Source organism: Marinomonas posidonica IVIA-Po-181 (assembly GCF_000214215.1).
Classification (GTDB): Bacteria; Pseudomonadota; Gammaproteobacteria; order Pseudomonadales; family Marinomonadaceae; genus Marinomonas; species Marinomonas posidonica.
In genome coordinates, this window is the sequence record NC_015559.1 from 2819841 (window position 1) to 2839718 (window position 19878).

The 19878-nt window shown below is 44.9% G+C and carries 13 protein-coding genes and 3 tRNA genes; 3 read left to right on the plus strand and 13 right to left on the minus strand.

The genetic code is table 11. The features are described 5' to 3' along the window. Positions 1 to 84: 84 nt before the first annotated feature. On the minus strand, positions 85 to 1038 hold the full coding sequence (gene trxB, locus MAR181_RS12975; protein WP_013797054.1) for a thioredoxin-disulfide reductase: 954 nt from the start codon (positions 1036 to 1038) through the stop codon (positions 85 to 87). 126 nt (positions 1039 to 1164) lie between these two features. Then, positions 1165 to 1935: a HesA/MoeB/ThiF family protein gene (locus MAR181_RS12980; RefSeq protein ID WP_013797055.1), complete on the minus strand. Its 771-nt coding sequence runs from the start codon at positions 1933 to 1935 to the stop codon at positions 1165 to 1167. 90 nt (positions 1936 to 2025) lie between these two features. Here MAR181_RS12980 and MAR181_RS12985 point away from each other — a divergent pair, with 90 nt between their 5' ends. Beyond that, on the plus strand, positions 2026 to 3324 hold the full coding sequence (locus tag MAR181_RS12985) for an inosine/guanosine kinase (RefSeq protein ID WP_013797056.1): 1299 nt from the start codon (positions 2026 to 2028) through the stop codon (positions 3322 to 3324). 83 nt (positions 3325 to 3407) lie between these two features. Here the strand turns inward: MAR181_RS12985 and MAR181_RS12990 are convergent, their stop codons facing one another. The 8 genes from MAR181_RS12990 to MAR181_RS13025 all read right to left on the minus strand — a co-directional run bounded on the left by MAR181_RS12990 (position 3408) and on the right by MAR181_RS13025 (position 15328). After that, the gene (locus tag MAR181_RS12990) at positions 3408 to 3917 is read right to left on the minus strand and encodes a chemotaxis protein CheW (RefSeq protein ID WP_013797057.1); all 510 of its coding nucleotides are present in this window, start codon (positions 3915 to 3917) and stop codon (positions 3408 to 3410) included. 107 nt (positions 3918 to 4024) lie between these two features. Next, complete coding sequence (locus tag MAR181_RS12995; RefSeq protein ID WP_013797058.1) at positions 4025 to 4885, minus strand: Tim44 domain-containing protein; 861 nt, start codon at positions 4883 to 4885, stop codon at positions 4025 to 4027. Positions 4886 to 4898: 13 nt separating this feature from the next. Beyond that, the gene (locus MAR181_RS13000; protein ID WP_013797059.1) at positions 4899 to 5906 is read right to left on the minus strand and encodes a tryptophan--tRNA ligase; all 1008 of its coding nucleotides are present in this window, start codon (positions 5904 to 5906) and stop codon (positions 4899 to 4901) included. Between the two features lie 175 nt (positions 5907 to 6081). Continuing rightward, the gene (recD, locus tag MAR181_RS13005) at positions 6082 to 7992 is read right to left on the minus strand and encodes an exodeoxyribonuclease V subunit alpha (RefSeq protein WP_013797060.1); all 1911 of its coding nucleotides are present in this window, start codon (positions 7990 to 7992) and stop codon (positions 6082 to 6084) included. Beyond that, positions 7979 to 11671, minus strand: a complete 3693-nt coding sequence (recB, locus tag MAR181_RS13010) for an exodeoxyribonuclease V subunit beta (protein WP_013797061.1) — start codon at positions 11669 to 11671, stop codon at positions 7979 to 7981. The genes recD and recB overlap by 14 nt, the downstream gene beginning before the upstream one ends. Continuing rightward, positions 11668 to 15021, minus strand: coding sequence for an exodeoxyribonuclease V subunit gamma (gene recC, locus MAR181_RS13015; protein ID WP_013797062.1), 3354 nt, complete (start codon positions 15019 to 15021; stop codon positions 11668 to 11670). The genes recB and recC overlap by 4 nt, the downstream gene beginning before the upstream one ends. A gap of 98 nt (positions 15022 to 15119) precedes the next feature. Continuing rightward, positions 15120 to 15195 (minus strand) — tRNA-Ala (locus MAR181_RS13020). A 57-nt stretch (positions 15196 to 15252) separates the two neighbouring features. After that, positions 15253 to 15328: transfer RNA gene (locus MAR181_RS13025), tRNA-Ala, on the minus strand. A 152-nt stretch (positions 15329 to 15480) separates the two neighbouring features. Here MAR181_RS13025 and MAR181_RS13030 point away from each other — a divergent pair. Together MAR181_RS13030 and MAR181_RS13035 are read left to right on the plus strand one after the other, a co-directional pair. After that, the gene (locus MAR181_RS13030) at positions 15481 to 16707 is read left to right on the plus strand and encodes an EAL and HDOD domain-containing protein (RefSeq protein WP_013797063.1); all 1227 of its coding nucleotides are present in this window, start codon (positions 15481 to 15483) and stop codon (positions 16705 to 16707) included. 65 nt (positions 16708 to 16772) lie between these two features. After that, positions 16773 to 16857, plus strand: a tRNA-Leu gene (locus MAR181_RS13035). Positions 16858 to 16914: 57 nt separating this feature from the next. On the opposite strand, the gene MAR181_RS13040 is transcribed toward MAR181_RS13035, so the two are convergent. From MAR181_RS13040 to MAR181_RS13050, 3 genes are read right to left on the minus strand one after another with little or no spacing between them, the layout of a single operon-like run. Next, positions 16915 to 17346 (minus strand): acyl-CoA thioesterase, encoded by a 432-nt coding sequence (locus tag MAR181_RS13040; protein ID WP_013797064.1) that lies wholly within the window; start codon positions 17344 to 17346, stop codon positions 16915 to 16917. A gap of 21 nt (positions 17347 to 17367) precedes the next feature. Further along, positions 17368 to 17835: an OsmC family protein gene (locus tag MAR181_RS13045; protein WP_013797065.1), complete on the minus strand. Its 468-nt coding sequence runs from the start codon at positions 17833 to 17835 to the stop codon at positions 17368 to 17370. Between the two features lie 28 nt (positions 17836 to 17863). Beyond that, on the minus strand, positions 17864 to 19753 hold the full coding sequence (locus MAR181_RS13050) for an EAL domain-containing protein (RefSeq protein WP_171810323.1): 1890 nt from the start codon (positions 19751 to 19753) through the stop codon (positions 17864 to 17866). Positions 19754 to 19878 lie beyond the last annotated feature (125 nt).

Here is a 19878-nt window from a genome sequence, read left to right on the forward strand (position 1 = left end):
ATCCATTTGTGATCGGTTTTTTATTGCCTATCAGTCAGGTTTAAAGGCCTATCAAATGCAGAAGCCTGACAGGCTCAGCAAAGCTTACTCTTGTGAATCTAAGTAACGCTCAGCATCCAAAGCGGCCATACAGCCAGTACCAGCAGACGTAATGGCTTGACGATAGATATGGTCACTGACATCGCCTGCAGCAAACACACCTTCAACACTGGTTTGGGTGGCATTGCCATGTGTTCCTGATTGTACTTTCAAGTAGCCGTCTTTCATGTCCAATTGACCTTGGAAAATATCCGTATTTGGCTTGTGACCAATCGCCACAAACAAACCTGCAACGGCCAGCTCTTTCATCTCACCTGTTTGATTATTCTTGATGCGTACACCCGTAACGCCCGTACCATCACCTAACACTTCATCCAGCTCTGAGTGCCATTCAATTTTAACATTGCCATTTGCCGCTTTATCCAACAACTTGTCAGCTAGAATTTTCTCTGAACGGAACTTGTCACGACGGTGAATAACAGTGACAGACTTAGCAATATTGGCTAGGTATAACGCTTCTTCAACGGCTGTGTTACCACCACCAATCACCGCGACATCTTGATTACGGTAGAAAAAGCCATCACAAGTTGCGCAAGCCGATACACCTTGTCCCATGAATTTGCTTTCACTTTCAAGACCAAGGTATTGAGCACTAGCTCCCGTCGAAATGATCAGAGCATCACATGTGTATACACCACTGTCACCTTCTAGACGAAAAGGGCGATTTTCTAAATCCACCTTATTAACGTGATCAAAAATAATCTCGGTTTCAAAACGTTCTGCGTGTTTACGCATACGCTCCATTAGCTCAGGACCTTGCACGCCTTGGTCATCACCTGGCCAGTTATCCACTTCCGTGGTGGTCGTCAATTGACCACCCATTTGCATACCTGTGATCATTACAGGATTCAGGTTCGCACGGGCAGCATATACCGCGGCTGTATAACCAGCAGGTCCTGAACCTAAAATCATTAACTTAGCGTGTCTCACATCGCTCATTTTGTTGCTCCTGTAATTGAATGTTTGCTCGATAGACCTGTCTATCGGCGAAATGTTGTGGTGAATTCTACCGAAAAATACAAAAAATGCTTAACGAAAAATATTAATTACTGAAATAGGGCTTATCTATGACTTTTCAACCGTTATACTTGCCTTTTCTGAACAGACACAACAGGCTGGATCTTGTGTTAATTGCATTTCCCGCCAACTCGCTTGAAAGCCATCAAACAGCTTCAATGAACCATGTTTAACCACCCCTGTCTGACTCACCACCTTCATAGCTTCCAGTGCTTGGTAGACACCGAGTAAGCCCACGACTGGTGACAATATACCACTTTCATTACAACTTAATGCTTGATCGGATAACGCAGGATATAAGCACTCATAACAAGGCGAATCTTGCTGGTCATACAAGAAGCTGACTAATTGCCCTTCCCAACGAATCGCGGCGGCACTAATCAAGGGGGTTTTCAACTGCCAACATGCTCGGTTGATGGCTTGTCGAGTGGTAAAATTATCAGTGCAATCAAGTACCGCATCCACTTCAGAGATCACTCCCTGCAAGCTTTCATCAGACAATCTTTGTTCAATAGTTTGAAATTCTGTGGCGGAGTTTTTAGCCCGCAACTGACCCACCGCGGCCTCAACCTTAGTTCGCCCTATCTGGCTTTCTTCGTACAGGACTTGGCGCGGCAGATTGCTGTTTTCAATACGATCATCATCGGCCAATAGCAGATGCCCAACACCTGATGTAGCCAAATAAGTGGCCGCAATATTGCCCAATCCACCTAAGCCAACAATCAGCACTTTCGCCTGCTTTAACCTAAGCTGACCTTCAACGTCGAAGTCTGCAAGCAATAGTTGACGACTATAACGGTCTAACTCATTTTCGTTCATGTTCACCTTACTTTTCTTATGTTTGATTCTGCCCGAGTGGTCAATTTTTTGCTAAAATCTTTTTATTAATCCATTCAACGAGCAAACAGCATGAAATTCCCCGGTAGACGTAAACTCAAGCATTACTTTCCAGTATCTCAACCTAAGCCCATCTTACCATCCATTGATGTGCAACCGGATAAAGATACCTACATTGTTGGGTTAGACGAAACCATTGTTGACGTGGTTGCCAATGTTTCTGATGAATTTCTGTCACAGTTTAGCATTCACAAAGGGCTATCCAATCTAGTGGATACTGATACGGCCTCCGCCATCTATCGTGAACTTGCCGCTCAAGGCTGTATTTCCGATCATTTTGCAGGTGGCACCATCGGCAATACCATACATAATTACTCCGTCCTTGCCGATGATAAGTCTGTGTTGCTCGGCGTGATGTCAGCCAATATCACCTTAGGCTCACCTGCTTACCACTACATTTGTCATACCAGTAGTAAGGTAGACATGAACCATTTACAAGGCGTGTCTGGCGACATAGGTCGAGGCATCACCTTAATCACGCCAGATGGGGAACGCACCTTTGCCATTGCACCAGGAGATATGGATGAGCTCAATGCTGAACACATTCCTGAGAACATCATTGCAGGCAGTGCGGCATTGGTTACCTGTGCCTACCCATTACGTCACCAAGGCAAACCCATCAAACAAGCCATGTTGACCGCATTAGAACACGCCCATCAACATCAAGTACCGACCGTTCTTACCCTTGGCACCAAGCATCTAGTGGAAGAAAATAAAGACGAGTTACTGGATTTGATCAAGCGTCATGTCAATGTCCTAGCAATGAATGAGCTAGAAGCCGAAGCGCTAACAGGTCTATCTGATCCCCTGCAAGCAGCCGATCAAATTCTAGAGTACGTTGATATTGTGTTATTAACGGCCGGTCCTGATGGTATGTATCTATGTGGATATACTGACGATACAGTAAAGCGCGAAACCACAAACCCAATTAAGTCTGGCCGCCTTGCGGATTTCAATCGCTGGGAATTTAGTCGTCCTATGCTACGTTCTGCGTGCCAAAACCCCATCAAGGTCTTTTCTCATATCGACCCTTATATGGGTGGACCTGAAAAAATCCGCAACACCAACGGCGCGGGTGATGGTGCTTTATCGGCGTTATTGCACGATATCTCAGCCAACCACTTCCACAAAGACAGCTTACCGAATTCCAGCAAGCACGCTGCGCCTTTCCTTGCCTACTCTTCGTTTGCCCAGATTTGCAAATATTCGAATCGAGTAAGCTATGAAATCCTTGTGCAAAATGCACCTCGTCTCTCTCGTGGTTTGCCCGAGCGTGAAGACAGTTTAGAAGAAGCGTACTGGGAAAGATAACGGAAAAGTTCAGCCTTTCTAAACGTAAAAAAGCCATGCAGACTCTCATCTGCATGGCTTTTTTCGTTAACAAGCTTTTGCTATTAACTCATTGCTTCAATGCCAAGCGCATCATTACGCTCAAACATACGATCCAATTCCAGCAAGATAACCAGCTCTTCCTCTTTTTGGTAAACACCTTGGATAAACATCAAGGCTTCATCATTACCAACGCTAGGACTCTGTTCAATCTCACCTTGATACAGATAGAAGACTTCTTGCACGGCATCAACAAGCAGACCAATCTGCTCTCCGTCGTGTTCCACTATAATAATACGTGTATCATCTGTGATGGTGCATTCTGGCAGACTAAAACGAACACGTGTGTCCACTACCGTGACAACATTACCGCGTAAGTTAACGATACCAAGCACATAAGAAGGCGCACCCGGGACAGGAGCAATTTCGCTGTAACGCAAAACTTCCTTAATCTGCATGACGTTGATGCCGTACGTTTCGTCAATTAGTTTAAAAGTAAGGTACTGAAGCAATTCACCTTTCTTGCTTTCAGTAACGCCTTTACCCGTTTCGTTAATAGGTGCTAATTCCGACATGGCTCATATCCATATTCAATTTAATAAAGAAATACTCTAGAACTCATCACAAGCTTTGTCTAGCTTAGCCAAATTGCGATGAGTCTTCGAGCTAATTTAAGTAACAATTAGTTGTCTTGTTGTATACCAACGATAACCCAGTTACCGCTTGCAGAAGATAGATTTTTCTCTAAATGCCAAATTTCATTGGTTTCAGAGGTTTCATCTCCCTCTTTAATCCATCCTGAAAATTGCAAAGAAATCGACGCAGTGGATCCTGACATTTCACCGCGCACTAACTCTACCATTAAAGAAACAACTTCTGTGGCTGGCTTATTGTCACCATGTTTAGCACGCTCAGTTACCAACATATTGTAAAGCTCAGGGCTAACATAATCCAAGATGGTATCAAAATTGTTGTCATCCCAGGCTTTTTGCAGCAACACATAATGCTTCTTCGCTTCCGCGACAAAGGCTTGCTCATCGAAACCAGGTGGCAACTGCATGTCTGGCATACCACCAAAACCGGACAAACCAGGCATGGCGGTCGGTTGAGCAGGTTGAGACGCACCTGACATATCACGGTACATGCCACCAGCTTGCGCCTGTGCTTGAGCCGCCTGACGTTTTGGCGCAATGAAAAACTTGTAAATCAAGAAGCCAATCAAGGCAAATAACAAGATATCTCCGAACGAAATACCATCAAAAGCGCCGCTGCCTAACAAGGCTGCAAATAGGCCGCCAGCAAGCAAACCACCCAACAGACCGCCACCTAGACCACCCAAAAAGCCTTTGCTTTTAGTCGAACTATTCGTACTGTTAGTTGCTTTAGAGGTCGAATTAGTCGCACTTTTTTGCTTGGAAATAGAGAAGCTTTTACCAAAGCTTTTACCACCACCAAACTTTTTAGCTTGCACTTCAGCGCTGTACCCACCCGCGCCGATTGCTAAAATAAACGCCATAAACATGGCAAATGCAGTTGTTTTCACAGTTCTTCTCCGATTATTTAAAATTCACTAGACCAACCGCGTTGCGTAGGTCTGAAACCATACGACGTGCACGTGCACGTGCTTTTTCAGCGCCAGCTTGAAGTACGTCTTCGACATACGCTGGATTCGCCATCAATTCATGATATTTTTCACGAGACTCAGCCAGTTGACCATTAATCAAGGCAAAGAGTTCCTTCTTCGCTTCACCCCAAGCAATGCCATCGACAAACTTCTGACGCATCTCAGCGGTTTGTTCAGGTGTCGCAAACGCTTGGTAAATATCAAATACCGTTGAATCGTTTGGATCTTTCGCTTCACCAGGTTCTAACAAGTTGGTTTTAATCTTGTTGATGCCTTTTTGCAGCTTCTTCTCTGTTTCAAACAATGGAATCGTATTGTTGTAACTCTTACTCATCTTACGACCATCAAGGCCTTTTAGGATCGATCCTTCTTCCCCAACCACTGCTTCGGGCAACACAAAATGCTCACCAAACAAATGATTAAAGCGACCAGCAATGTCACGGGCCATTTCGATATGCTGAATTTGATCGCGCCCAACAGGGACTTTGTGCGCATTAAACGCAAGAATGTCCGCCGCCATCAACACAGGATAACAAAACAGTCCCATGGTGATGCCGAAATCTGGATCCTGTTCATTGGCTAGGTTTTCGTCTACTGCCCCTTTGTAAGCGTGTGCACGGTTCATCAAACCTTTCGCTGTCACACAGGTCAGCAACCAATTCAATTCCGTAATTTCTGGAATATCCGATTGACGATAAAAAGTTGCTTTATCCGTGTCCAATCCACAAGCTAGCCAGGTCGCTGCAATTTCCAAACGAGACTGTTTCACACGTTCGGGATCCTGGCATTTGATCAAAGCATGGTAGTCCGCAAGAAAAAAATAAGATTCGGTATTTTCTTGACGGCTTGCTTCGATCGCAGGACGAATCGCCCCCACATAGTTGCCTAAATGAGGAGTGCCTGTAGTGGTCACACCGGTTAAAACAATTTCTTTTGCCATTAGTGTTTACTCTTTTCCTACTTTACAAAGTGTCAAAATGTGCGCTTACCTTATCACAAAACCTTGCCTTAGCACTGCTTGCAATAGAATATTTAATTCAATGTTTTCATACACTTTTTTGCTTTACGTATTGATGGCGTCAAAACCTATAAAATCAAGTCATCCCCAGTCAGGCTTACAACTGTTTACCCCATAACGCTTCAAGCAGTCCCGAATAACGTTTAATACGAGATTCCGCCGCCAAACGAATGAGTGAACGGCGGCCCCACAAGGTAAAACGTTGCTTTGCCCTTGTAATGCCGGTATAGACAAGCTCTTTTGTCAAAACTGGTGACGGTGTCATAGGCAACACCAGTGCGACCTCTGAGAATTCAGACCCTTGAGATTTGTGTACTGTCATCGCAAACACCACTTCATACTCATTTAATCGACTTGGCAACAAGCCAACAAACTCACCATCAGGTTGCATAAACCAAACCCTAAGCCGCTGCTCTTCATCGGCCAGACAAATTCCTATATCGCCATTAAACAACCCCAGTGCCGCATCATTACGGGTCAGAATAATGGCTTTCCCCGGATACCAAAGATGAGGGTCACGCAGCAAACCACGTTGATAAAAATATTGCTCAAAATGAGCATTTAGACGCTCAACCCCAAACTCACCTTGTCGTACCGCCGTCAAGATTTGGTATTGAGAAAACCTATGATAAACCGCCTTAATGTCTGCGCCTTCGCCAACCGCTTGCCAATAATCATCATAGCCTTTGGCCAAACGCGCTATGTCTGGTTTGGTTTGATGATCATCCGGTTCATGCCATTGCACGTCTTGATAATCTTGATCAAGACACGCCATCACATGATTCGCCTCACCGGTGTTCATGGCTTTCGCTAAATGACCAATGCCACTGTTGGCATCAAAGCGATAACTTTTACGCAATAAGGTTAGTACTCGACTGATCGGCGGCGCCGTCGAATTGGCAAAACGCATCACCTCCTCTCCTGTACAAGCAAACAAGTGATCCGCCCAATTCGGTTGAAAATACGCTTGTTCAATACCATAGGACAAATCACCGAGCACACTGCCAGCTTCAACCGAAGCCAGCTGATCTTTATCTCCCAACAAAATCAAGCGAGCGTGGCTTGGTAAAGCATCAATCAATTTGGCCATCATTGGCAAATCAACCATGGACACTTCGTCGACCAGTAACACATCCAGATGCAATGGATTATCACTATGATGCTTAAAACGGCTGCGCCCGAAGTCGCTCCCTAACAAACGATGCAATGTGCTCGCCTGCTCTGGAATAGCATGTTTAATGTCATCACTTAGGGGCAAAGAAGCCTTAGCTCCAGCAATCGATTCGGTTAACCGAGCCGCCGCTTTTCCTGTGGGGGCTGCCAGTTCGATGCGCAGTCTTTGACCTTGTTGCTGAGATTCCGCCACCAGTAAGGCTAATAATTTGGTCACTGTGGTGGTTTTCCCGGTTCCCGGACCACCGCTAATAACGGAAAATGGCAAGCTTGCTGCATTGGCCACCGCCACTTTCTGCCAATCAAGCTCGTGGCTATCAGCGGGAAATAACGAACCAATCAAAGCATGATCGAATGGTCGAGTTGGCGCCGACAGTTGACGATTAATATAACTTAAGACCGACTGTTCATATTGAAAATAACGGTAAAGGTACAAGCGAGTTCCTGCTAACACCATCGGCTTCTCTGTTATGGCTTCGGCTTGGCAAACCAGGTCTGATTGCCATAATTGTTGACACCATTGCTCAACAGAATGCACACCTGACGTCATTAAAACTTGCTGCAACTCATTAGCTCGAATGCCTTCCGGTGGCTGCAACCACACATCGGCTAAATCCATACAGATATGTCCTGCTCCCAATGCCGCACTGGATAATGCGCCAGCCATTAACACCGCCACATGAGATTCACCAGCATGAGTGGCCAATTGCTCAATCCATTGCACGTCAATGGCCTTTAACATACCTCGGTTTCGCCAATCTGCCAAGCAGTGAACCTCATCAGAGAGAAGATCCATATCGGCGTTCAACCAATCCAATTGCTTAGAAGAGTCCATACTGTATTGCCTCTTGAGAAGTCGATTGACCACGTGTGTCATTCTCACCGATAGGTTTCCCTTGAAACAGAGCATCCATGGCATTGACGTGCGCTAGAGTCAAACGCGTACGGAACACACCCGTTTCCTTTTGTGGCGACATACCACGCAAAAAGCCATAAACCACACCACCTATATGGTGCTCATAATCATAGTGAGGCAAACGTTGCCGCAGCAGCCGGTGCAGAGCTAGGGTGTAAAGTTGATATTGCAAATCATAACGATGATCCAGCATCGCATGATTTAATGCTTCTTCACCGTAGTCTTTAAAGTCTTCCCCCAAATAATTGGATTTATAATCCAACACGTAATACCGACCTTGCCATTCAAACAATAGGTCAATAAAACCTTTCAACATGCCTTTTAGGGGGCGATCTTGAATCCTTGGCGCTTGTTTAGACAAAGGGTCATGGGTTCTGGCAAGCGCATCCAATTGCAATGCATTCATATGGCTTACCGGTAAGAAAAATTCCATCTCTTTGCGACAAGCCGACACAGGTAGTGTGGCCAAGGTCGCTCCCGCCTCCAATTCTGTTTGCAAAATATCCGGTAACCACTCAGTTAACACCGACTGCCAATCCTGAAAGCCATTTCGTTGATAATAAGCCGCCATATTAGCCTGCTGATTCGTTCGGATCAGATCCGCAAAGCTAGGCTTATCAATCGTCTCAAGCAGAGCTTTCCCTTCTAGCAAATCATGTAAAAAGGTTCCGGGCGCCGCGCCTCTTGGAAAGCTAAAGCGGTTCGCTTGCGGCTCTACTGTTAACTCAGCAATCGCCTCAGGTAAGGGCACTGACATGGCATCCATTGGTTCAACCGTCACTAACTCATCTAAACCAGGTAAGCTTTCGTCACGAATCTCTTTGTCTTCCACCACCAGTGACGAATAACTGCCAATCCACCAGTCTCGTTCCACTCTTCCCATAAACTCACGTGCGTTGGCTGATTCTAATGGTGCTTGCTGCATTTCAAATCGAGGTAGAACCGAAGGCTCTGATGGTAAGTCGACAAGCTTCATTTGCTTAAGGGTATGCGCTTCACACAATCGCAACAGACTTGGGTATAAATCCCCAGCAGCGAAGGCCTCACCTTCTGCCAATAACGCTCCCACACCACTTAAATGCACATCTAACGACGCTTCTCGACTCTTAGTGGCTTTTTTACCAACGTCCATACAGCCAATAAAACAAGCCTCTTTAGAGCGAGTTAATGCCACATAGGCCAATCGAATTTCTGCAGCATACAATTCTTCTTTGTGTTGCTCGGTTTGCGCCTCATCTGGGTCGATCGCAATCCACAATTGCTGCTGTGCATCATGATAAAGGGCTGACTTTTCCCTATCCTGATAAGGTGTCAGAGCAAAGGGCAAATACACAATGGGATATTCCAAACCTTTACTCTTGTGAATAGTCACAATACGCACCAGTTCAGCATCTGTTTCGAGACGAATTTTTTGCTCATCACTGTTGCCATTTGGCGACTGGATAGACAAACGAAGATAGCGTAAAACACCTTCTTTCGAATCCAATTCCAAGGACTTTTCTTGAAGCTTTTCAGTAAGGTGCAAGAAATCAGTGAGGCGTCGTTCTCCGTCTACATGACGCAGCATGTTGGGGGCTAAGCTCACGTCCTGCATAAAAACGCGCAGCATGGGCAATAAGCCCTGTTGCTCCCACAAGGTTAAATACCCCTGGAAAGCCTGTACCCACTTTTCGTACACCACATCATCATGATTCAATGTGTCTAATTCCAACAAGGACCAATCCACCAAACTGGTCGCCAACGCCGAACGCAACTTGCCTTCTTGGCCGTTAGACAGAATCGCCGTTAAAACGATTAACAACTCTCTGGCCTCAACCGTTTCAAATACCGAACCTTTGTCACTCAAATACACGCTGGCAATGCCACGTTGACGAAGGGCCTCTTTTAGCGCATTGGCTTGGCTGAAATTCGTCACCAACAAAGCCACGTCCTGAGGCCGCACACCTTGACCAGACAACGTCGCTTGTTGTTGCTGCCCCGACAATAAAAGCTCATGCAAATGGGCGGCACAGGCTTCGGCCATTTGCTCGCGATAATCCTTTGGTGAGACCGACTCTTCTGATGCTTGATACAAAAACTGCAATGCCGCTTGTGTCTCACCATGGCGCTGAAATTGCCCCAGTACACCTCGGTCTTGTACCGCTACAAAAGGAATCCCAGACACACGAAACGGAGAGTCTTGCGTGGTAAACAACGCGTTCACAGATTGAATCATGGCGGCGGATGAACGGTAATTGGTGGCCAGTGAATACACAGCGTCCACCTGTTTTTTGGCCGCCAGATAGGTATAAATATCAGCCCCGCGAAAGGCATAAATGGCTTGTTTAGGGTCACCAATCATAATCAAACCAAGACTGGCCTGCGTGGTGCTTGCAGGCTGATAAACCTCAGAAAAAATACGATATTGCACCGCATCCGTATCCTGAAATTCATCAATAAGCGCGATAGGATAAAGCTGTCGAATCCGCTGCGCTAACTTGCCACTGTCATCTTGCGTCAAAGCCTGATCTAAGGAGGTTAGCAAGTCCGTAAAGGTCAGAGATTGAGTGGCTCGCTTCCACTCAGTCATGCGCTCTTTCACCTGTTGCCACAAGGATACTAAGAGCACTGCTTTTAGTTTACCGGCTTCAGGGAAAGCTTGTCGCAATTCGGCCACCAGCCCAAAGAAAGAATGCTGTGGCACCTCCCCTCCTTTGCTGATGCGAGTTGCATGTTCATTGGCATCAAACTTCTCTAAGCATTTATCCAGTTCAAAATGTCCAGATGTCGCCCACTGCTGCATGGCCGATACATCTTTCGCAGGGTCCTTGCGCCAGAAGGTACGCTTAATGCCACTGTGTTCTAATGCATCAATGATATCTTGTGACTGCTCTAACCAAGTTTCACGAACAATTTGTATTTGCTGCTGAGCCGATTGTAAGGCGGCTTCCCAATCATAATCTGACGCCAATATTTTGGCGTCAGGCTGATTATTCAACAGATATAAATCACGCAGCAGAGCGTCCGGCGTCGACCAAATGGGCTTTATCAACGCAACTTTGCTGTCACTCATTGGATAAAAAACACGCCGCCAAACATCCTTCACGGCCATCGCAAGTGGCGCCTGCTCATCCGTTTCAATGGTTTGCTGAAACAGCATACGACTTTCAAAGGCATTTTGACTGAGCATGCGCTGACAAAAACCATGAATGGTAAACACCGCTGCTTCATCCATTTGCTTCTCAGCATAAAGCAGTTTTTCAATCGCATCCGCTTGCTGTTCTGCCGTCATCACACTGAGCCACTGAGACAGAAAAACATCGTCACTCTGCTGCAATATTAAGGCTTTACGCGCGCCGCGAATACGAGCTCGAATTCGCGCTTTTAATTCCGCGGTGGCCGCTTCGGTAAAGGTCACCACCAGAATTTGATCTACCGTTAATGGCTGCTCCAAATCCCCTGGCTGACCCGTCGGCACCAATAAACGCAGATACAGGTTGGCAATGGTATAGGTTTTCCCTGTCCCTGCACTGGCCTCAATAAGGCGTTTGCCAAACAGAGGAAACGACATGGCATCGAGCGTTTCCGGAATACTCTGTAAGTGATCGATGTCGCTCATTCAGCTTGCTCCAAATGTCGATGCATGGGCAACCAAACCTGCTCACAAAGGCAAACAAAATGGGCTTTGTGTGCCGTTAGATCAGGGAAATAACGTTGCCAATAAGCATCCTCTACTTCGCTTGACGTAAACGCACTGGTGCTTTCTTGATAGGTTTTTAAAGCCTGCGACCAAGCCGCATCATGGTCTTCCGCGGTTTTGCTGGCACAATAGCTTTTACACCAAGCATCGGCACTTTTTGCTGGAAGAGGCAAAGGCTGAGACAAACCGGATTGCAATAAGGCAGTCAACTCAAGCAGATGCACTTGAGCCTCATTGGGTGGCAATATCACAAACTCATGTTCAAGCAGCTTGCCCGTTTTCAGCAGATTAATCAGATGATGTTGCTTGGCAGTACCTTGCGCGCACAATGCCAAATGCTCAATCCAAAAGCGCATTTTTTGATTGGCAGACACGTCCCCCATACGATAGGACAAACGCGTTGTAGCCGTCGGCATATCTAACCAAGTTTGCAAGGTCAAAGCACCCAAGGACAAATGCACTTCTAACGGCGGTAACTTTGCCAAATCGTATCCTTGCAGAACTTGATAGAGCTGACGACATTGTTGCTGACTTTGCGCCAAGGATAAGCGGCCAAACGCACCGTATGGCATCACGCCAGTCAGTGCTAAACGCTGTAAAAACACTTGCTCTTCGCCATTCAACATGGCTTGTAATAAGGCATCTTTTAATTGATAACCCGTTAAACCATCAAGTGTAAAGGGTTCGTCTTCCAGCTCTTGCTCTTCTTTTAAGGACAAGTACGCTTTCAGCCGACGCTGAGTAAAATAACGCGTCGGATGACTCATAAAGCGCACTATTTCATCTAAAGCCAATGTATCGGTACCTTGCTCAAACGTGGCTAAAGGTGAAACGTCTCGCTCAACGTCTTGCTTCTTCGTCATCAAGGCTGGCAGCCAATGCTGGTTAAAACTGTAAAAAACGGACGGGCTATTTCCCATTTGATAATACAGTCGGTTGAAAGGCTGTAATGGGTGTTCAGTCACCACTTTATGTAAAAAAGCCTGTTGCGAACTATCTGGCGCAAGGTCTTGATCCTCATCAAAGACACAACTCTGACCTAAGTACTCCAGTAATTCGCTCAATAAGATGGATGGATTTTTCTCGCTGTTGTCCTGAATACTGCGACCGACATAGCTCAAGTAAAACACCTCTCGAGCAGACATTAAGGCTTCTAGGAAGAGGTATTTGTCGTCTTCACGGCGACTACGGTCACCACTGCGATAATGGCCAACCATCAAATCAAAGCCCATCGGCGCCACACTGCGAGGATAATCTCCCTCGTTTAACCCTAAAACACAGATCACTTTAAACGGCACAGAACGCATTGGCATCAGGGTGCAGAAGTTGACTCGGCCGGCTAAAAATCGCTGACTACCTTGCGATTCTTGTAGCCTTGGCGCGAGCAATTGTCTGACCACTAATTGGTCTAAAACGTCGTTATATTGGGCATGCTGCCACTCCGACATTAACGCATCAAGCTGATTCGACAATAACTCTCGAAATGTGTCCTGTTCTTCCAGTAAGAAAAAATCGTCCGCCAAGGCATACAAGGTTTTCACCCAGCCACTCGGTTGCAGTGGTTGCTGTAAACTCTCTTGTGCTTGATGTATCAACGCCAGAAATTCAGCGAGCTTACCAGCGACCACCGCTTCTAATCCTTCGACATCCCCATAACTCAAGGTTTCTTGCCAAATATGATCGTGCCCCATGGCATACCCCAACAACATACGACGGACACCATTTAGCCAAGTATGAGAGACTTGTTTTGGCAGCTGATGTTGTTGTGCCGTTTGTTCATCCAATCCCCAACGAATACCCACTTCCACTGACCATTGACGGATCCGGTCAAGCTCATGAGCGGAAAGATCAAAGCGGGCCATTACCGCTGGCACTTCTAAGACACTGATCAATTCCGACAAGGTAAAGCGACTTTCGCCCAATCCCAACAGATATAAATACGCATCAACAATGGGGTTTTCCATGCCACCTGATTGATCAATCAGCGCGAATGGAATGTGTTTATTGCCTTCAGCTTGACCAAACACAGCACGAACAAACGGGCTGTAAGTATTCACATCCGGCAACATAACAATGATGTCTTTCGGCGTCAGCTGTGGATCACGCTCAAACATATCGAGCAATTGATCGTGCAATACTTCCACTTCTCGTAACGGACTGTGGCACACATGCACACGAATGCTCTGATCATCGGCTGCGATTGGATGTCGATAGCCGCTGTTACTTAAATGAAGATCGGTTTCTTGTTGCGCGCCATGGTTTTCAAGGGTTAAAACATCCTGCTGAACCCATTGTAAAAGCCCTGAGCGATCAGATGTTTGGTAATCTTCGAACACCTCTAATTCATCGTTTGCAATGTCTTGTAGTTGCCCTATGTAATCTCTTCCTAAGCGTCCCCAACTGGCGAGCAAAGGGTTAGCATCAAGGTGTAACGCCTCTAATCGCAAACCCGGCTTTACATTCTGACGCTTAATTTCACGCCCAAGATAATGCTTATCCACTATATCGCCCCAGTAAAAACGACACGGATTCTGTAGAAATAAGTGCATCTCAATCCAACCAGAATCTGCCAGGACACGAAGAGACTCTAGGGTATTGGGCGGTAAGGAAGACACCCCAAAAATAAAGATTCGCTCCGGTACACCACTTGGTCGCACGCCCGATGCACAGGCTTCGGTTAGAGCTTCGATTAAATTACCACGGTGATAAAGAGAGGCACCTTGCTGACTGATGTCTGAGACGAGATCGCGCCATAAAATGGCTTGCCAAGGCTGTTCTAAAAAATGCTGCTGTAAAAATGGATCATCAACATGATTGGCCTCCCAAGCGGCAATCCAATCTGGTCGATACACCAAATATTGATCATAAATATCCGCAATACTGCTACACAGTTGAAAACATCGAACCTGACTGTCATCCTCACTGAGATACCAAGCTAACGCCGCAAACTCAGGCTCAGCCAACCTGAATTCTAAAATGCGCATTAGGCGCCAAACTAAAAACGGCTTATTAAATTCACTTTGTGGCGGTATATCAGATAAAGCTTGTTTAAAGGTATGCCAAACAAAAGTAGACGGCAGAGGAAAGGTTAATCCGGCTGAAATGGAATGAGATTCCGCTAAGCGCATTTTTAACCACTGCGCCATACCAGGGTTCTGCACCAGAATGTGTTCGTCATCAAATGGGTTGTCTGGCGGTGATACCGCCAAGATCTTCGCCAGTAATACAGCCAGATCCTCTAACCGATTACCTGTATATAGCCGAAACATTCTGTGTCCTTAACGACATTTATCGCCACAATGCAAAGTCATAAAGAGATAAGAATACCACAACAAAACACTAAGAATTAAGCCGAACAAAGAGAGTTTGGTGGAGCTAAGCGGGATCGAACCGCTGACCTCTTGCATGCCATGCAAGCGCTCTCCCAGCTGAGCTATAGCCCCACATCACGCGATTGCGTTTTGCAGAAGGTTTTCAAAACCTTAAAGGGAAGTGTTTTATGGTGGAGCTAAGCGGGATCGAACCGCTGACCTCTTGCATGCCATGCAAGCGCTCTCCCAGCTGAGCTATAGCCCCACAAAACAGCGCAGAATTTTATGGGTGCGGATGTTTCCTGTCAATCCCTTATTCTGAATATTTAATGCTATTCTAAATATTCAGAATAAGGGATGCACAAAAAAACATTGATCCCATTAAACAAATCTTAATCAGCCAACTTAGAGCAATATATGATTGACTTTCCAACTGTGTTAGATGACTTAATGATGGCTCAACAACCCATTCTCAAACGCAATAAAGAGATTTTTGGTTATGAACTGTTATTCCGTGGAATGGATGCCCAAAAAGCACAATTCTCAGATGGTGAATTAGCAACCAGCCAAGTACTGGTCAACCTCTGTATTGGAATTACTAAGCTAGAATCACAGTTGAAAAAACCATTTTTCGTTAACATGACCACAGAACTCATGTTATCAGATGCATTTTTACCGATCGACCATGATACGGTTTACATTGAAATCTTAGAAAGCCAGCGACTGACACCAGAATTCTATCAAGCCGTCGAAAAATGGCGAGTGGCAGGTTATCGCTTTGCTTTGGATGATTACCAGTTTAAAGCGGATTACGAAGCTTTATTGCCTTGGGTTTCCATTGTCAAAGTTGATGTTCTTGCCACACCACCAGAAAAATACATGGCTGAGATTGCAGCACTAAAACGTCGCGGTATGGTTTTACTAGCAGAAAAAGTGGAAAACGAAGCCATGTTTAAGCTTTGTAAGAAACTTGGCTTTGACCTCTTTCAAGGGTATTTTTTGCAGCGCCCTGAGCTCATCAAAGGCAAAAAAATTGATTCAGCAACCCATGGTGCCATTGAACTGGTGAACGCCCTCCAAGACAAAGACATTAGTATTGATGAGATTTCTCAATTGGTAGAAAAGAACCCCAAACTGTCTTATCAGTTACTCAGAATTCTAAACAGTCCGGTTTGTGGCATTGCCAAAAAAGTTGTCTCAATCAAGGAAGCGGTTATCTTTTTAGGCCTAGTAAAACTAAAACGATGGGCATTACTAATCACTTTAACATCATCCACATCTCAGCCTAACGCTTTGCTAAAAGTACTGTTAACCCGAGCAAGGTACTGCCAACTTCTGGCTGAAAAAGAGCAAGCATCGCTATCTGAATCCGCTTTTATGGTTGGCCTAATGTCCGGAATAGACGCGGTATTTAATGTTGAGAAGCAAGTAATACTAGAACAAACAGCACTAGAGAACGACGTTCTTGACGCCATTCTTCATCAATCTGGAGAGTTAGGACACTACTTAACACTGGCAATAAGCTGCGAAGAGCAACAATGGCAACACATCGAAACATTAAACAAAACACCTCTCTCTGAGCTAAATCGAGCTTTTCTCGATGCCATGCTTTGGTCAGACGAAGTCATGCGCTCAATTTCTTAATTATTTTTCGTTAAACAATTGACAGTCAAAGAAAAAAACATAGAATACGTGTCACCTTTTTCAAGGCCAGTGTGGTGGAATTGGTAGACACGACGGATTCAAAATCCGTTGCCGAAAGGCGTGGCGGTTCGAGTCCGCCTACTGGTACCAACATTAAAAAAGCGCTTATGTATGACATAAGCGCTTTTTTTATTTCCTACAGCCAAGCTAAAACTCTTCAAACCCCTGTGTCACATAGTCGGGCAAATCTTCTTCTTTAGGAATGGGCATTGAATGTCCAGACTCGTCAATGGCCACAAATTTAAACAGGCCTTCCGTGACTTTTTCTCTGTGTCCAATACGCCCTCTTCGCACCCATGCTTCCACCATGATATTCATAGAGGTGCGACCAACCGATTCAACCCTTGTATAAACACCCAAGATGTCTCCAACTTTTACAGGCCGAATGAAACTCATCCCATCTAAAGCGACGGTGACCACTCGCGACTGTGCCCTCTGTCCGGCACAAATCCCCGCGGCGATGTCCATTTGAGAGACAACCCAGCCACCAAAAATATCACCCGCTGGGTTGGTATCAGCTGGCATAGCCACAGTACGGGTGGTTAAACGACCTTTAGCTTTAATTTCAGGATTCGACATATGGTTTCCTATTAATGCGGCTCATGACATTTGTATCTCAGTCATGACCTTAGTATGGACCGAGTTAGCAATAAAGCATTCTTCATGGGAGAGATGATGCAAATGCTCAAGCATAGCAAAGTCAGCGTGAAGATCCCCAGAAAAAGTCACCCTAGGTCGTAATATCACCTCTGTCATCGCCATTTTTCCAGCATCATTTTTTGCCATAACCCCCACGGCATCATCTCGATATTCATCAATGATAAAACCTTTTTGGGCCGCAATGGATAGAAAGAACAACATATGACAACTGGACAAAGAAGCCACAAATGCTTCTTCAGGGTCAACGTTTTCATCAACAGAATATCTAGGAACAATGTGTGATGATGAAGAAGCGGGAAGTTTTACGCCACCATCAAATAGCCAATAGTGGCCACGGCTGTATCGATTATCGGTAAAGAGTTCATCCTCTTGTCTTGTCCAAACGACCTGTGCCGTATACTTCGCCATATTGCCTCCACTATTAATTATAGGCGATCTACAATGTGACCTCTCCGCTGACGATCTGCTGATTTAAAATCACCAACTCCGCCAGGCTTATCGGTTTAGAGATATAATAGCCTTGCATCAAGTCACAACCTTTTGTCACCAAACGATCATACAGGAGCTTACTTTCCACGCCCTCAGCCACCACATGGTAATCATAAGAATTGGCAATTGAAACAAGCGAATCGACAATCACATCGTGACCTTGTTCATTACCTAAATCGGTAATAAAACTTCTGTCTATCTTTATTTCATCTACTGGGAAGTTGATCAATTGTTGAAATGAGGTATAGCCCGTTCCAAAATCATCTAACGATAAACGACACCCAAGTGCTCGTAAATTCTTAATAGTGTTCACACAAACGGCATCCACATCAATTAAAAAGGTCTCTGTGATTTCAATACACAAACGCTCAAATCGAATACCGCTGCGAGCGACTAACGCACTAAAACGATCCACAAACGAGGTATCCATTAGCTCTTGTGAAGAGACATTGATGGACAGCATAAAGTCATTTTCCAAACCGGATGTCGCCACATCATTCAATGCCATGTTAATGACCATAGAATCAATATCTCGAACCAAACCTCGCTCTTCGGCGACTGAGACATAAACTTCTGGAGACATATTTTTCAAATCGCCAAAATCACTTCTTAACAAAGCCTCGACACCAACAATTTTATGCTGAGACGCACTAAAGATCGGCATATACAAAAGATAAAAAGCGTTCTCTTCAATGGCTTGGATAATTTGCTTCTCTATCGCGCTTTTTTGCTCGGCTAATTGACTAATTTCATTACTAAACAGCTGGATTCTTTCGTCTTTGTTTAGAATGGCTTGACTGGCGATTTCTGCCCTTTCCAACACCAGCTGACTATTAGCGGGAACCGACTTCTCAATAGATGCACCAATTTTAATGTCTAAACAAAGCTCACCTAATCCAACCACAGTAATAGGTGACAATAATGAACGAATCAATTTTTCTTCATCCTCTGCGGACAAGGCTTTGCGTCTTCGAACAAAAATCAGTTCGTCATGACTCAGTCGGGCACTGATGTAAAAATAACTCCGAAAGAAGACCAAATGATTTTGGACGATATCTTGAAGCAAGGTATTCGACATAGTGAGGCCAAAATTACGAACTAAGCTGTTCCAATTTATGATCTTCACACGGTAAAAAATCGCCTGACGCCCTAAGAGTTTTTGATATTTATGCTCAAATCCATTGACGTTAAAAAGAGTTGAATTGTGGTCATGGTAAGCCTGATTTTTTATTCTTTTCGCTTCTCGATATCGAAAAATGCAATAAAAACACAAGCCAAAAATAAGCCAGCTGTAGAACAAGATCATGTAAAGCGTATGCTTTTCAAGGTACATGCCCGATACTTTAAGATCAGTAACACTAAGCCGATAGGTTCGTTGGTCTTGCAATGGCAAATTATGCACAAAAAACTCAAAACTGTGCACACTGCTTAAATCCACATAGGAAAGATCAAATGGAATATTGTGCATGTCTTCCCACCAGGTTTCAACCTTAAAACGGGATAATGGCACCTGAATAAAACCATTACGATCGACTCGAACAGCATGAAATTTATAATCTTTAACAACATCAGGAGAGGCTATACTCTCATCAAGGTAACTCTTTACAAAGATACGTACACGGCCATCAAAACCTTCCGCTGTCGATTCTGCGCGAAGTTTGAAAGAAAGAAAATCATAAGTATCTAAAGGAAATCCCTTATCTTCCACTTTTGGCAAGACTAACACCAAACCACACAAATTATTTTCTGGCTGGTTTAAAGGCTGGCAAGTCACTTGATAGCCAAAAGTCTCACCATCTGTAGTCGACTGAAGTGAAGAGTTTTGCCCTGAAGGCAAAACACGCTCAAAAGCTTTGTTGCTTGAGGCCATCAAGTGTATTTGTTTTATATTCCAATCCGAATTTACAAAGATCAAAAAAACAAGACTTAACACTACGATAAACGAAAACGTAAAGCTAAAAA